Source organism: Methyloceanibacter caenitepidi, assembly GCF_000828475.1.
In the GTDB taxonomy this organism is placed as follows: Bacteria; Pseudomonadota; Alphaproteobacteria; order Rhizobiales; family Methyloligellaceae; genus Methyloceanibacter; species Methyloceanibacter caenitepidi.
Genome location: NZ_AP014648.1, coordinates 586492 through 601009 on the forward strand (window position 1 = coordinate 586492; position 14518 = coordinate 601009).

Genomic DNA, 14518 nt, shown 5'->3' on the forward strand with positions numbered 1-14518 from the left:
TCTCATGCGCCTTCGTGCTCGAAAGAGGCCTCGGCCTCCTTGAGCGCCTCGGGCGTGCCCACATGCATCCAACGGCCGTCCAGGCGCACGCCAAAGAGGCGGTCCTTTTCGAGAGCACGGTCCCAGAGCAGATTGAGAGAGAAGGGACCCTCCGGGGCGTTCTCGAAAAGCGCCGACGTGCAGAGCGACACGCCGGCAAATGCGAAAGGCACGACCTGGCGTTCGCCGCGCCGGGAGATTCGTCCGTCCGGCTCCATGTCGAAGTCACCGCGGCCGCCATAGCCGATGCTGGTCGACAAGGGGGCGAGAAGCAGAAGGCAGTCCATCAACGCCGGGTTCCAGTGGCGCCGCATATGGGACAGCGCTGGCGTAACGCCCTCGCTCCAGACCGAGTCCGAATTATGGATGAAGAACGGACCTTCGCCGAGGAGAGGCAGAGCCTTGGTCGCGCCGCCGCCCGTATCGAGCAGCTGTTCCCGTTCGTCCGAGATGATCGTTTTCGGCGCTCGATCCGCGCGCGCCGCCATATGCGCTTCGATCTGTTCGGGCAGATAATGCACGTTCACCACTGCTGTCTCGACGCCCGCGGCATTGAGCCGGTCGAGGACATGATCGATCAACGACCGACCCATGAGCGGCACGAGAGGTTTCGGCATCTTGTCGGTGAGAGGACGCATGCGCTCGCCAAATCCGGCGGCGAGCACCATCGCACTGCGTACAGGAGTCATCATGGTGTCCTTCTAGAGCGACGTCGGCGGAAGCTCCTCCGCGGCCGGGAAGGCCCGCGCGTAGAAGTCGCGCAAATCTGCAAGCGCCGGGTGGGCGAGGTCCCGTTCCAGGTAGCGCGCGACTCGCGGCATGTGGCCCAGATAGGCGCGCTTTCCGTCGCGCTTCGCCAAACGGGCGAAGATGCCGAGAATCTTGGAATTCCGCTGGGCGCCAAGCGTGGCGTAGAGCGTTCGAAAATCATCGCTTGAGAAAGTCCCACCCCGCGCCGTTCGGGCCGCACAGTACCGGTCGAGTTCTGCCCGTTCAAGCGCCTCGGGCACGTCGAGCCGTGCATCCTGGAGCACGGAGACGACGTCGTAGGCAAGGGGACCATAGAGCGCATCCTGGAAGTCCAGGAGGCCGATATTCCGGACGCCGTCGCGGTCCTGCAAATACATCAGATTGGGCGAATGAAAGTCCCTGAGCACCCACCCGGGATCGGCGCTCGCGGCAGTCTCGAGATGAGGACGCCAGAGGGATTCGAACTCGGCTCGTACCTCTTCGGGCAACGCGCGACCTTGTGCGGCCGGCCACAGCCATTCGACGATGAGCGAGGCCTCGATCAGCATAGCCTCGGCATCGAACCGGGGCAGGGCGTAGGCGCTGCTACCCGGCACGGGCAGGGCTTGTTCTGGGGGTCTCTCGGCGAGCGCCAGCAGCACGTCGACGGCGTCGTGCCACAGCTCGGCCTGACTCATCCCGCGTTCCATGGCCGTCTTGAAGACCGCGTCGCCGAAGTCCTCCAGCACGATGAATCCCTTGTCGAGGTCGAAGGCCTGGATCTCGGGGGCCGAAAAGCCGCGCGCCCCTAAGGCCTCCGCGACGGCGACGAAGGGTTTGACGTCCTCCGCCAAGTGCACGAGCGCGCTATAGGGCTTGCCGTCGCGGATCGGCGGGCCGTCCGGCTGCCGCGGCGAATTCATCAGTACCGCCCGCCGGTCCGGTAGCACGAGCCGGGCATAGCCGCGCGCGGACGCGTCTCCTTGCAGGTAAAGCGCATCGGCGTCGGCGAAGGCCGTGCTCTCTAAAAAACCGGCCATGTCTTGAAGACGGTGCAGCCGCCCGGCCCAATCGCCGTGGCCGGTCAGCACGAGCGTGCGAGTCTCGGGCGCGTCTGTCTCGTCGAACACAATGTCGAGCCGGTCCTGGGGGAGCCAGTCGGCGGCCCGCTCCGGCCACTCGATCAGCAGGGCACCATCGGCCAGGGCGTCGTCGAGGCCAAGCTCCTCCAGTTCGCCGTCGTCGAGCCGGTAGAAATCGCAATGACTCAAGGCCAAGCGCGGTGTCTCGTAGCGTTGGATCAACGCAAAAGTAGGGCTCGGCACCTCGCTGCCCCTGTCGAAATGGCCGACCAGGGTCCGCGCAAGCGTCGTCTTGCCGGCGCCAAGAGGGCCCGACAGCGTCACCACGTCGCCAGTCTTGAGGGTGAGTGCGATCCGGCTTGCAAGGCGGTCGAGACGGCCCAAATCGACACCGTCAAGGCGCCAGACTTCGGTCATCCGGCGTGTTTGGCCCGCATGGGACCCGCTTCAATTTCGGGCGTTTCCACATCCTGTGTCAGCGGCAGAAGCACCGTGAACCGCGTCCCCCGGCCTGGCGCGCTTTCGAGCGAGACCGTGCCGCCGTGGAGCTCGGCCAGGCTCTTGACGATGGACAGCCCTAGGCCCGCTCCGCGGTGACGCGAGCCTTGCGTCCGGCTTTCGAAAGGATCGAACACGGCGTCCTGGAAGTCCTCCGGTATTCCCGGGCCTTCGTCCTCCACGGAGAAGGCCAGCATCGGGCCGTCGCGACGGCAGGTCAGCCGTGCCACGGAGTTCGGCTCGGAAAAGCCGATAGCATTCGAGAGCAGATTATAGAGGATCTGCGTGACGCGGCTAGCGTCCGCGACCACCTCATCGACCCCGTCCTCGATCTCGATCTCCAACTGGACTTCATTCTGCTTCAAGCGTTCCTCGACGCCGTGCTTGGCCGCGTCGATGATCGACGATACGCGCACCGGGGCGAGTTGCAGCCGCAGCGACCCCGCGTCGATTGTGGCGAGATCCAGAATGTCGTCCACGATCGCGCGCAGCGTGCTGCCCGAGGAGAGGATGTCGTCCACATACTCGCGCTGTTTCTCAGTCAATGGGCCGAAGGCAGGCTCGGCGAGCATCTGTGCGAACCCGAGCATGCTGTTGAGGGGCGTCCGCAATTCGTACGACACGTGCGAAACGAAATCGCTCTTCAGACGGTCGGTCGTTTCGAGCGCCTCATTCTTCTCGATCAGCGCGCGTTCGGCGCGCTTGGAGTCCGTGATGTCGGAGTAAGTGAGCAGCGTGCCGCCGTCGGGCAGGGGCAAGGCGGCAAAGGCCAGCACCATGCCGTCCGGCCGGTCGAACTGGCTGTCATAGGGCCGCCGCTCGGCGACAATGGAGGTGACGATCGCCCGGGTCCGGTCCCACTCGTCCGGTTCGTCGTACAGCAGGCTGCACCACGCCGTGACCTCGTCCACATGCGGTTCGGCGTCCAGAAGCTTCGGCGTAAGGCACCAGATGGCGGCGAAGGCGCTGTTGTAGAGTCGCAAGCGCCCGTCGGAGCCGAATACGGCCACGCCTTCGCGCAGCGTATCGAGAGTCTCGCGCTGCACCTGAGTAAGGGCGTTGTAGCGGCTCTCCAGGGCGATGTGTTCGGTGACGTTCTCGTACAAATAGGTCACGCCGCCATCGCTGTTCGAGTCCGCGATCACATGCAGCATGCGGCCGTCGGGCAAATGCCAGCGGTCTTCGGCCTGCTCGCCGCTGCCGTAGGTCGAAAGCCAGTCCTGTTTCCAGACACGATACTCCGCGCGCTCTTCGAGCCGGCGGGCTTGGCGCAGGCGATCGAGGATCTCGCCGTCGCGCGGCCGCGTCTTGAGCCAATCGGCATCGAGTTGCCACAGGTCGACATAAGCTTGGTTGTAGTGGGCGAGTCTCTGCGTGGAGTCGAATACCGCGAACGCCGTCGCCAGCCTGTCGAAGCTGCGGAAATGCGTATCGAGCAACGCGCGCGCTTCCGCGTTGTCGCGTTCGTTCTGCTTGGCTTCGTCCAGCAGCAAGCGCAACGCGGCGACCTGCTCCTCCAGTTCTTTATGCTTCGCCGAAAGCTCCGCCAGTTCGAGACGCTGCCCGGCGATATCGCGGACCTTCAAGACCAGGGTGTGCCCGGCGGTCCGTCCGTCCGCTTCCACATAGCGTCCGCGCTTGGTGCGGAGCATCAGGTTGAAGGGCTCGCCGTGCGCGGCAAGTTCCTTCATCGCGGATTCGAGATCGGCTGCCGACTCGCCATCGAGCCATTGTTCGAAGGCGAGGAGCCGTGAGGCATCGCGCGGCACGCCGAAGCTTCCGGGCAAGTTGGACACCAGCAACTCCGGCTGCGCCGTTTCGCCTAGGGTCAGCAAGGCTTGCGGCTCTGCGGCCAGAACGGTCTCAAGCGTGTTTTCGCTTAGGGCCAGCCGTTCGGCTTCCTCGGCGGCGGTCGCCTCGCGCAGCTTTGCCCGTTTGATCGCGCGTAGGCACGCGATGACCATGCCGACCGAAAAAGTGATGATCCCGAGATCGATGCCGAGCTTCAGCAGCATCCCGGGTTCGAGAAAGCTTCCGTCCGCCGCGCCCGCGCAAGTGCCGCACAGGAGCCACGCCGGAACCGAATAGGCGAGAATACGGGACAGCGCCGTAGGCCACCTCGATGCAGGCGCCGCCTCGCTCGTGCTGGTCCGCATGGTCCCCCTCGCTCCACGCCACAGATAAGCTGCCGAACGTCCGTTGGCCGCGCGATCTGCGCTGCGTAAGATGGTGTCCTTGCGGTACTAAAACCGAACGCGTCTGAAACGTGCCGCATTTTGGACGCGATACCGAGCTGGCGGACGCCAGCCGCAAGGACGAATCACTTTGAGAGTACCTGCTTCGCGGACTCTTGCCCACAGGGTGAAAGGCCATTCGCCGGCGCCGTGGGCAGGCCGATCCCGCGCTGCTAAGGACCCTAAGCCGCGCCCAATCGCGTTGGCATTCAGTGGCCCCTTCCGCCACCCCGAAGGCCGTGACACTGCGAGCCTCAGAAATACAGCCCGACATTGATGTTGAAGCGGGCGTGCCAATCGTTCTCCAGCCCGCCATCGGCCAGCGCGGTGGTCCAGTCGCCGCCGAGCCAGGGCTGATTCTTTCCCATGGCGAGATCGACGTAGACGTAGAGCGGATCCGCATCCACGGCGCAGCCGACGACGTTCTGCAAGCTGTTCTTGAAGCCGCTCTCCTCCTTCGCCATCAGGCTGAAGTCGTTATAGAACGTGAGCGACTTCACGCGCTGCCAGTCGACCGGAAGCGTATACGCGATGCCGGCCGTGTAGACGCTCGCGACAGACGCAACGTAATACGCCGCGTCGTACGCGCCGAAGACGACGAAACTTCCGTCGGGGCTCGCGTCGCGGTTGGGATCGTTGTCCACGTCGTAGTCGTAGTGCAGCGCCTGGAGCATCACGTTCCAGCGGTCGTAATTGCCGACGAGATGCGCGGCCACTGCATAGCGGCTGCCGTCTCCGCCTTGGGGGTTGCTGTTGTCGACTTCGCCCACCATCAGCGACACGCCGACCTCCGTGGCATAGCCCTCCCGGTGGTCGATCGTGTAGGCCAGCCGCCCGTTGAACTGGTTGCGCTCGGCGTTGCCGTTCGTGCCCTCGCGCACGAGATCGTAGGAGTAGCGCGCGCTGTCGCCGCTATCGCCGAAATAGTTGCCCTCGTCCTTCGGGAAATACGCCAGCTGGATGTTCCACGGCGAATCGTCGGCGATGTATTTGACGCCGAGATCGTAATCGTCCTCGAGCCCGAGATAGTAGGGCAGCTGAAAGAACCAGTTGTGCGAGGCGTAAGGCAGGATGCCGAACGGCACCTTGGTCACGCCGGCCTGCACTTCACGCGTCTCGCCGAACTTCCGTCCGATCCAGGCATGATGGATCATCGAATAGTCGTGGCCGTCCGCGAACTTGTCCTGGTAGTAGCGGTACTCGAACGAGCCGATGAACGGGCTCGCTTCCGTATCTAGGTCGAGATTGATGCGCGCGGTGTCGAAGGCAAATTCCCCCGGCCAGTCGTAAGCGTCGTCCCAATCGTTGACGATGTAGTTCACGCGGAACGCGCCGCCGATGCGCACCGGGCCGATCTTGAGCGGCTCCCAGCCCTCGTCGACGACGTCGTACGGATCGTCGACTTCGGGGTCGCCCGCGTTCGGATTGCCGGCGAGCGGATCGTCGGTTTGGATTTGAGATTCCGCCGCGCCGTCGGGCACGGGGCCCGTGCCCCTGTCTTCGACCGGCACGGCCGCGCCCTCGTACGCCTCCTGCGCCCGGACCGGCGACCCCTCGAGCCAGAAACAAACGCCGGCCGCAACGATCGCGAGCGGGATTTGCGCGGCACCGGGCATCCTATGTGGGACGGCGGTCTTCATGACGGCGGGCGCCCCTTCCAAAAGCGCATCGAACGGTTGCGGCCCGGCCGCACCAGCTTCGCTTTCGGAATGGACGCGGCGACCCTGACGCCAAGCATGTCACACGGGGCGGCGCCCTGACCAGCGCCGGGCGTCCCGCCATAACTTTGTCACTGCCGTCATCGCCCGGCACCCGGGTCCGGCTGCGCGGGCCCGAGCACAAGCTTGATGATCCGGGCGATCCAGTAACCACCACCCTGCGCGAATCGCGACGGGCGGTGAGTACTGGATGCCCGCGTGCGCGGGCATGACAAGTCAGAGAATCATTGCGGCCGATGCATACGGCGGACCGTTAGCCGACGCGAGCATCGAAGAGTGGGAGAACCCGATCAGTCGACCACGACGTCGCTGATTTGGATCACGGGCGAAAGATCGGTGTAGTTCGGAATGTCGCCCATGATCTCTTCGGCGTGCGGCCCGAAGGCGCCCTGGAAGCTCTCGACCGAGTCGCAGTAGATGTGACACATGCCGACGAAGGGCGCATCGCTGCCGGGCTCGCCGCCCGCGATACCTTTGTCGACCGTATAGCGCAGGCAGGCGTCGCCCATCTTCTCCGCGACCATCGGCATGTGCTTCTGGGCGTAGTAGTCGTGGTCGAAACGTGCGCCGGCTTCGTTGGGGTAAAAAACGCTGACCTTGATCATGCGTGCGCTCTCCTCGAATGGTCGGATGATTGTGTGCGTTGGGGGTGTGTAGGACGGCCGCGACAGTGTGTCGAGGCCAAGAGCGTCTCGACCGGCCGTGACATCAGCCTCCGGCGAGACCAAAGAGCGGAAGGGAAAGCCCCACAGCGAGCCAGACCAGCGCGACAACCGACAGCCAGACCAGCGCCTGCTCGCTGAGCTTGTCGGGCAGGCTCATATCGAAGCCCGCAGTCTTGGTTTTCCAGAACAGGAAAAACGCACTCAAGGCCAGAAAGGCCAGATTGAGAAACAGCGTGTAGTCTACGCGAAAGAACTGCCGATCTGTGACGCTCTGCGCGTTGGCGGAATCCGGCAGCGCACCGAAGGCGGCAAACCCGTAATGCAGGATGATCGCGGTCGCTACCAGCACGGCGAGAAAGATTCCGAGGATGTAGAGTGCCATCTTCCACCCGTAATATTTGGCCTGAATGCGCAACACGGGGAAGACCACGAGGTCCGAGAAGATGAACGCCATGATACCCGCGAAGCTGACGCCATTCGAATAGAGTACGGCGGCGAGCGGAATGTTGCCCATCGAGCCGATGAAGGTGAAGAACGCGGCGACAGGTCCGACGATCGCCTGCAGCAGCACTTCCCAGAAGGCGGGGTTCTGGCTGCCGGACCCGACAAACAGGGCTTCGAAGAAACTCCGCGGCACGAATGCGGCGATGATTCCAGCCACGGTGAAGCCGATCAGCACATCCTTCCACACCATGCGCCATTCCATCACGTAGCGCATGGCGACCATGCGCCAGCCTTCCGTGCTCTGGATCAGCTTGCGCCAGTCCGGGATATCCTCGTCAGCCGTCCGTCCCTCTTCCTGACGCGCGTGCTGCCGCGCCTGCTCGACAAGCCGCGTCGGATAGGTGAGCCGGACAAGAAGCCACATCAGCAAGATCAGCAGAACACCGCCGACATACTCGCCGACGACGAACTGCCAGCTCAGGAAGACGGCGATGACAATGCCGAGTTCGATTACGAGATTGGTCGAGGCAAGCAGGAAGGCGAGAGATGGAATGAGTCCGGCCCCTTTCGTAAATAGGGAGCGGCTTGTCGCAAGGGCGGCGAAGGAACACGAGCTTGAAAGAAACCCGAAGAGCGTCCCTAGTCCAACACTGGCTGCCCCGGCTTCTCCCATGCTCTTCTTCATGCGTTCCCGGGTCACGAAGACCTGGATCATGCTTGAAATCAGATAGCCGAAGCCGAATGCCCAAAGCGCCATCCAGAACAGGCCAACGGTGGTAAAGGCCGCCGTATGCCAAGTCTCCATGAAGTCCGATTGCATGACTAGACACGCCTCGCTTTCCCGCTTGCTTTCCTTACTGGGCCAACACGGCACTTGAGAAATTGATCCAAAATTTGAGCGGCCAAGATGCCGATGAAATAAGAGCGCCGTACGGGCTCACGCCTGCGTACTTCCTCCGGCAGCAACGCCTGTGCCTGCTCCATCTGTAAGATGTCACACGCGCTCAAGTAGCGCCTAGCGACATCGCTGCGCGCATTGAAGCACGCGCGAACTGATAATAGAGAATGGCTGAGCAACACGCGATGAGGGCGCGCATTGCGCGCCGCCGAGCAAAAAGGAGCCACGACCATGGACATCGTTCGCAACGGCACGCAGCCTTCTGTCGAGGGCCCGGCCGATTGGTTCACCGGCGACGTGCGGATTGGCTCGGCCTTTCAACGGGAGGACCCGGCCCGGGTGGCCGGCGCGGTGGTCACGTTCGAACCCGGCGCGCGTACCGCCTGGCACACGCATCCGCTGGGCCAGACCTTGATCGTGACCGAGGGCTTAGGCTGGGCTCAGACGGAAGACGGCCCGCGCATCGACATTCACCCCGGCGACGTGATCTGGTTTCCGCCGGGCGAGAAACACTGGCATGGCGCGACGGCGACAACGGCCATGACCCATATCGCGATCCAGGAGGCCCTCGACGGCAGCACCGTTACCTGGATGGAGCAGGTCGCCGACGCGGACTATTTGGGAGGGACGGAATGCCCCATATCGTCGTGAAGCTTTATCCCGGCAAGAGCGCCGAGCAGAAGGCGGAGCTTACCGATGCGATCGTGCGCGCGGTGACGGGGATCCTCGGCAGCGGGCCGCAGGCCGTCTCGGTCGCTTTCGAAGAGGTGCCGTCCGATGCGTGGACCGAGCAGGTTTTCAAACCCGACATCCTCGACAAATGGGACACGCTGACGAAGGAGCCCGGCTACGGGCCCCGGCCCTGAGGGACCAGGACTGCTCAGGCCACCGCCACGGGCGCTCGTGAACACACGCCTCGTTCCGGATTACGGCGCCCCGCGCTTGCGCAGTCGTGCGGCGAGCCACGTACCCAATGCCCAGAGCAGGCCAAAGTTGAGGGCCATCCCCAGCAGGAGGAGAGCGAGGTTAAGCGCCACGGATTCGGAGGCGCCCAGCCAGGGCAGACCAATGCTCCACGGCAGCCCGAGCAGCACAGCCGGAATAGCCGACAGAGGGTCGCGTGCGATCCATCCGGCGGCGCTCATCGGGACCAGCGCCAGCGCCAACACGCAGGCAATCGCATAAAGCCACGCGGGCCAATGTTCCAGGCGCATCCGTCCGTACTCCTCTAAAGGGAGTCTATCCCCGAAGACGGCACCGAATGGCAAGATTCTGACATGGCGCAGCGCTATCCTATGCCGCCGACCGCGCCAAGGCCGGCGCGAATGGGCCCTCCGAAAGGCGCCGGCGGGTCACTGTAGACCGTCGCCAAGGGAGGTCAGAAATGCGGCATTTTCTGTTTAAGTCAATAACGTACGTCCGGGCCGGGTCGCTCGCCGCGTGTCTGCTCGTATTGGCAGTGGACCCCGCGCACGCACAGAAGATAACCGGAACGCCGGGCTCCCCCAGCGCCACAACGACGATCGACGGTCAACAGCTTCCGGCGCCCGATCCCAAGTTCGGCGGTGTCATCAAGAACGATGCCCTCGAGTCGACTCCCTGGTGGGCGCCGCGCATCGTACCGCCGAAGGACGCACCGAACATCCTGCTGATCATCACGGACGATGCCGGCTTCGGGGTGCCGAGCACGTTCGGCGGCGTCATCCCGACACCCACAATGGACGAGATCGCCAATGAGGGGCTGCGCTATACGAGAGTCTTCTCCACGGCGCTGTGCTCGCCGACGCGGGCGGCGCTCATCACGGGCCGCAATCATCACTCGGCCGGCTTCGGTGTGATCTCCGAGCAATCGACCGGGTTCCCCGGCTACAACAGCATCATCGCCGAAGACAAGGCAACGATCGGCCGCATCCTGCTCGACAACGGCTACGCGACGTCGTGGTTCGGCAAGGATCACAACACGCCGGCCTTCGCCGCAAGCCAGGTCGGCCCCTTCGACCAATGGCCGACCGGCATGGGTTTCGAGTATTTCTACGGCTTCGTGGGCGGTGACGCCAACCAGTGGCAGCCCAACCTGTTCCGCAACACTACGCAGATCTATCCGTTCAAGGGTCAGGAAGGAACCTGGAACCTCGTGACCGCCATGGCCGACGACGCGATTGATTACATTTCACGCATACACCAGACTCAGCCGGACAAGCCGATCTTCATCAAATACGCGCCTGGCGCCACCCATGCGCCGCACCATCCCACCAAGGAATGGGTGGACAAGATTAGCGCGATGCACCTTTTCGACGACGGCTACGAGAAACTGCGCGAGCGCATCTTCGAGAACCAGAAGAAGCTTGGGATCATCCCGCAGGATGCGAAGCTGACGCCTTGGCCGAAGGACGTCCTCAAGCCCTGGGACGAACTCACGCCTGAGGCGAAGAAGCTTTTCATCCGCCAGGTCGAAGTCTTCGCCGCCTACGCAGCGTATGGCGACCACGAGATCGGGCGCGTGATCCAAGCATTCGAGGATATTGGCCGACGCGACAACACGCTGGTCATCTACATCAACGGCGACAACGGCACGAGCGCTGAGGGCGGGCCCTTGGGAACGCCGAACGAGGTCGCCTTCTTCAACGGCATGAACGAAATCCCGGTCGACGTGCAGATGAAGTTCTACGACGTTTGGGGCACGGAGCAGACCTACAATCATATGTCGGCGGCCTGGGCATGGGCGTTCGACACGCCCTTCGACTGGTTCAAGCAGAATGCCTCCAGGCTCGGCGGCATCAACCAGAACATGGTCGTGTCGTGGCCGTCGCGCATCAAGGACAAGGGCGATCTGCGCGAGCAGTTCATTCACGTCATCGATGTGGTGCCGACCCTTCTCGAGGTCACGGGTATCTCGGCGCCAGACATGGTCGACGGCATCAAGCAGGCGCCGATCGAGGGCACGAGCTTCGCCTACACCTTCGATGCGGAGAATGCCAAGACGGCGTCCCGGCACAAGACCCAATACTTCGAGATGATGGGGCAATGGGCGCTCTACGACGATGGCTGGCTGTTAAGCACCAAAGTCAATCGCGCACCATGGGAGGGGTTTGGCCCTGCCAATCCCGATCCGCTGAACAATCAGGTCTTCCAGCTGTATGACCTGAGCAACGACTTCAACCAGACCACCGACATCGCGGCACAACACCCGGACAAGGTCGCCGAGATGCGGGAGAAGTTCGTTGCCGAAGCGAAGAAGTATCAAGTCTTTCCGCTAGATGCGTCGTTCGCGGCCCGCATCGCCGCGCCGCGTCCAAACATCACCGCCGGGCGCACCGAGTTCGTCTACACGCGTCCGATGGTTGGTCTGCCCCAAGGCGACTCGCCGGTCTTGCTGAACACCTCCTACACGATCACCGCCGACATCGACGTGCCGGAAGGCGGGGCCGAGGGCATGATCCTCACCTCGGGCGGTCGCTTCGGCGGTTATGGCTTCTACCTCAAGGAGGGCAAGCCCATGTTCCTATGGAACATGGTCGACCTCGAACGGCTGAAATGGGAGGGTCCGGATGCGCTTTCGCCTGGCCGCCACACGGTCGAGTTCGACTTCGTGTATGACGGCCTGGGCTCCGGGACGTTGGCGTATAATAATTTCAGCGGCGTCGGCAAATCGGGAACCGGGACGCTGAAGGTCGACGGTAAGGTGGTGGCCACCAAGAAGATGGAGAAGACCCTGCCGATGATCTTGCAGTGGGACGAGAGCTTCGACATCGGCTCCGACACGCTCACCGGCGTCAACGACGCAGACTACAAGCCGCCCTTCCCGCTGACCGCCAAGCTCGAGAAGCTGACGATCAAGATGGATCGGCCCACGCTCACGCCGGAGGATATCAAGACGCTGGAAAACGCGCAGAAGGCCGCGGCGGACGCACTGTAGGCAGGGCAACAAAAAAGGGGCGCCTGCCGGCGCCCCTATCTAGGTAGCGGTGGTAACGCTCGCTTAGTAGCGGTAGTGCTCCGGCTTGAAGGGTCCGTCGACGCTGACGCCGATATAGGCCGCCTGCTCGTCGTTGAGCTTCGTCAGCTGCGCACCCAGCTTGGCCAGATGCAGCTGCGCGACCTTCTCGTCGAGATGCTTCGGCAGCACATAGACCTTGTTCTCGTATTTGTCCGAGTACTGCCACAGCTCGATCTGCGCCAGCACCTGGTTGGTGAAGGAGGCGCTCATCACGAAGCTCGGATGGCCCGTAGCGCAGCCGAGATTCACCAGACGGCCTTCGGCCAACAGGATGATGCGCTTGCCGTCGGGGAACTCCACCTCGTCCACCTGCGGCTTCACGTTGTGCCACTTGAAGTTCTTCAGCGCAGCGACCTGAATCTCCGAGTCGAAGTGGCCGATATTGCAGACGATGGCCCGGTCGTGCATCTCGCGCATATGGTCGACCGTGATGACGTCCTTGTTGCCGGTCGTGGTCACGAAGATGTCCCCGCGCGGCGCGGCCGCTTCCATGGTCGTTACTTCGTAGCCTTCCATGGCCGCCTGCAGCGCGCAGATCGGATCGATCTCGGTGATGGCCACGCGCGCGCCCTGGCTCTTCAGGCTCTCGGCGCAGCCCTTGCCCACATCGCCATAGCCGCAGACCACGGCATACTTGCCGGCCAGCATGACGTCCGTGGCGCGCTTGATGCCGTCGGGAAGGCTCTCGCGGCAGCCATAAAGGTTGTCGAATTTTGACTTGGTCACGCTGTCGTTCACGTTGATGGCGGGGAAGGGAAGCGTGCCCTTCTTCTGCATTTCGTAGAGGCGGTGCACGCCGGTGGTCGTCTCTTCGGACACGCCTTTGAGATTGTCGCGGACCTTGGAGTAGAAACCGGGATCGCGCGCGATGCGCTTTTTCATCGTGGCGAAGAAGGCTTCCTCTTCCTCGTTCGACGGATTGTCGAGCACGGAGGGGTCGGTTTCGGCCTGGGCGCCGAGGATGACCATCATGGTGGCGTCGCCGCCGTCGTCGAGAATGAGGTTCGCGGTCTCACCTCCCGGCCATTCGAGGATGCGGTCCACGTAGTCCCAATATTCTTCCAGCGTCTCGCCCTTCACGGCGAACACAGGCGTTCCCGTCGAGGCGATGGCCGCGGCCGCATGGTCCTGCGTCGAGAAGATGTTGCACGAGGCCCAGCGGACCTCGGCGCCGAGCGCCTGAAGCGACTCGATCAGAACCGCCGTCTGAATGGTCATATGCAGGCAGCCTGCGATTCGGGCGCCCTTCAGAGGTTGGTCGCTGCCATATTCGTCGCGTACGGCCATCAGTCCCGGCATCTCGGTCTCTGCGATGGCGATTTCCTTACGGCCCCAATCGGCGAGCCCGATATCCTTGACGTGGTAGTTCATGCCGTCCTGCCTTTGCGTCCTGCCTGTTGCGTCTCGCAACGTGGCTGCATAAAGATATAAAGAAGTCCTTATATGTTATAGGCAGCTGGGGGAGTCAAGACGGGGGTGCGCGGTTTCCGGACGGCAAATTTGCCGCGCCGCCGTTTCAGGTCCCTTTAATCTGCGTCATTTTTGTTGTCACTGCTGGATGGCAAATTGCCAGCGGATCTATTGAGGAATGAGATCATGGGGAACGAAATCGAGGCTTCTTCCGGAACGGAAGTGGTGGTGTGGGATCCTATCGTCCGCATTTTCCACTGGACCGTGGTCGCCGCCTTCATCGTGGCCTATCTGGTCGAGGATCCGCACGTCGTCCATGTGTGGGCGGGCTATGTTATCGCCGCGATGCTGATTGCCCGCGTGATCTGGGGCCTTGTCGGCTCGAAGCACGCCCGCTTCTCGGACTTCCTCTATTCCCCGTCGACGACGTTTGCGTATGTGCGCGATCTGCTGCGCCGGAAAGGCAAGCGCTACCTTGGCCATAGCCCGGGCGGCGGCTACATGATCGTGGCCCTTATCGTGATGCTTGCGCTCACCGGCGTCGCCGGTCTGATCGTGTATGGCGGGGACGAAAATGCAGGTCCGCTGGCCGGCATGGTCACCAAGCAGACTGCCGAGCAGTTCGAAGAAGTGCATGAGGTGCTCGCGAACATCACGCTCGCGCTCATCCTCGTTCACATCTCGGCCGTCCTGTTCGCGAGCTTCGCGCATCATGAGAACCTGGCCCGGTCGATGGTGACGGGGAAGAAGCGCGCGGAATAGCCAATTGCGGCGGGCCTTCTGCCGGCGCTTGTCTTGTGGCGG

12 protein-coding genes are annotated in these 14518 nt (G+C 63.0%); 4 read left to right on the forward strand and 8 right to left on the reverse strand.

Annotation, left to right across the window (positions count from 1 at the left end; translation table 11 throughout):
• Positions 1–2: 2 nt before the first annotated feature.
• The 6 genes from GL4_RS02750 to GL4_RS02775 form a co-directional block, all read right to left on the reverse strand.
• Entirely contained in the window at positions 3–731 is a 729-nt protein-coding gene (locus tag GL4_RS02750; RefSeq protein WP_045364286.1) for a nucleotidyltransferase family protein, read from the reverse strand.
• 9 nt (positions 732–740) lie between these two features.
• Entirely contained in the window at positions 741–2267 is a 1527-nt protein-coding gene (tsaE, locus tag GL4_RS02755; protein WP_045364289.1) for a tRNA (adenosine(37)-N6)-threonylcarbamoyltransferase complex ATPase subunit type 1 TsaE, read from the reverse strand.
• Positions 2264–4504 (reverse strand): ATP-binding protein, encoded by a 2241-nt coding sequence (locus GL4_RS02760; RefSeq protein WP_045364292.1) that lies wholly within the window; start codon positions 4502–4504, stop codon positions 2264–2266. The genes tsaE and GL4_RS02760 overlap by 4 nt, the downstream gene beginning before the upstream one ends.
• A gap of 332 nt (positions 4505–4836) precedes the next feature.
• Positions 4837–6222: a porin gene (locus GL4_RS02765; protein ID WP_197539057.1), complete on the reverse strand. Its 1386-nt coding sequence runs from the start codon at positions 6220–6222 to the stop codon at positions 4837–4839.
• Positions 6223–6590: 368 nt separating this feature from the next.
• Positions 6591–6905: an EthD family reductase gene (locus GL4_RS02770; protein WP_045364295.1), complete on the reverse strand. Its 315-nt coding sequence runs from the start codon at positions 6903–6905 to the stop codon at positions 6591–6593.
• 103 nt (positions 6906–7008) lie between these two features.
• Positions 7009–8229: a permease gene (locus GL4_RS02775; RefSeq protein ID WP_045364298.1), complete on the reverse strand. Its 1221-nt coding sequence runs from the start codon at positions 8227–8229 to the stop codon at positions 7009–7011.
• 309 nt (positions 8230–8538) lie between these two features.
• Here GL4_RS02775 and GL4_RS02780 point away from each other — a divergent pair, with 309 nt between their 5' ends.
• A complete protein-coding gene (locus GL4_RS02780) occupies positions 8539–8958 on the forward strand; it encodes a (R)-mandelonitrile lyase (protein ID WP_045364301.1) in 420 nt (139 codons plus the stop codon).
• Complete coding sequence (locus GL4_RS02785; protein ID WP_045364304.1) at positions 8940–9173, forward strand: tautomerase family protein; 234 nt, start codon at positions 8940–8942, stop codon at positions 9171–9173. Before GL4_RS02780 ends, GL4_RS02785 begins: the two co-directional genes overlap by 19 nt.
• A 60-nt stretch (positions 9174–9233) precedes the next feature.
• Here GL4_RS02785 and GL4_RS02790 read toward each other — a convergent pair whose 3' ends face one another.
• Positions 9234–9521, reverse strand: a complete 288-nt coding sequence (locus GL4_RS02790; RefSeq protein ID WP_045364307.1) for a hypothetical protein — start codon at positions 9519–9521, stop codon at positions 9234–9236.
• 170 nt (positions 9522–9691) lie between these two features.
• On the opposite strand from GL4_RS02790, the gene GL4_RS02795 reads away from it, so the two are divergent.
• On the forward strand, positions 9692–12223 hold the full coding sequence (locus GL4_RS02795) for an arylsulfatase (RefSeq protein ID WP_045364310.1): 2532 nt from the start codon (positions 9692–9694) through the stop codon (positions 12221–12223).
• A gap of 63 nt (positions 12224–12286) precedes the next feature.
• Here the strand turns inward: GL4_RS02795 and ahcY are convergent, their stop codons facing one another.
• Entirely contained in the window at positions 12287–13675 is a 1389-nt protein-coding gene (ahcY, locus tag GL4_RS02800) for an adenosylhomocysteinase (protein ID WP_045364312.1), read from the reverse strand.
• A gap of 225 nt (positions 13676–13900) precedes the next feature.
• On the opposite strand from ahcY, the gene GL4_RS02805 reads away from it, so the two are divergent.
• Complete coding sequence (locus GL4_RS02805) at positions 13901–14476, forward strand: cytochrome b/b6 domain-containing protein (protein WP_045364315.1); 576 nt, start codon at positions 13901–13903, stop codon at positions 14474–14476.
• The last annotated feature ends 42 nt before the right edge of the window (positions 14477–14518 follow it).

Excerpts from the sequence above, each read along its gene's own strand:
- GL4_RS02770 (WP_045364295.1), bottom strand. The coding sequence starts at position 6,905 with ATGATCAAGGTCAGCGTTTTTTACCCCAACGAAGCCGGCGCACGTTTC.
- GL4_RS02805 (WP_045364315.1), top strand. The coding sequence starts at position 13,901 with ATGGGGAACGAAATCGAGGCTTCTTCCGGAACGGAAGTGGTGGTGTGG.
- GL4_RS02765 (WP_197539057.1), bottom strand. The coding sequence starts at position 6,222 with ATGAAGACCGCCGTCCCACATAGGATGCCCGGTGCCGCGCAAATCCCG.
- GL4_RS02795 (WP_045364310.1), top strand. The coding sequence starts at position 9,692 with ATGCGGCATTTTCTGTTTAAGTCAATAACGTACGTCCGGGCCGGGTCG.
- GL4_RS02760 (WP_045364292.1), bottom strand. The coding sequence starts at position 4,504 with ATGCGGACCAGCACGAGCGAGGCGGCGCCTGCATCGAGGTGGCCTACG.
- GL4_RS02790 (WP_045364307.1), bottom strand. The coding sequence starts at position 9,521 with ATGCGCCTGGAACATTGGCCCGCGTGGCTTTATGCGATTGCCTGCGTG.
- GL4_RS02750 (WP_045364286.1), bottom strand. The coding sequence starts at position 731 with ATGATGACTCCTGTACGCAGTGCGATGGTGCTCGCCGCCGGATTTGGC.
- GL4_RS02785 (WP_045364304.1), top strand. The coding sequence starts at position 8,940 with ATGCCCCATATCGTCGTGAAGCTTTATCCCGGCAAGAGCGCCGAGCAG.
- GL4_RS02780 (WP_045364301.1), top strand. The coding sequence starts at position 8,539 with ATGGACATCGTTCGCAACGGCACGCAGCCTTCTGTCGAGGGCCCGGCC.
- tsaE (WP_045364289.1), bottom strand. The coding sequence starts at position 2,267 with ATGACCGAAGTCTGGCGCCTTGACGGTGTCGATTTGGGCCGTCTCGAC.
- ahcY (WP_045364312.1), bottom strand. The coding sequence starts at position 13,675 with ATGAACTACCACGTCAAGGATATCGGGCTCGCCGATTGGGGCCGTAAG.
- GL4_RS02775 (WP_045364298.1), bottom strand. The coding sequence starts at position 8,229 with ATGCAATCGGACTTCATGGAGACTTGGCATACGGCGGCCTTTACCACC.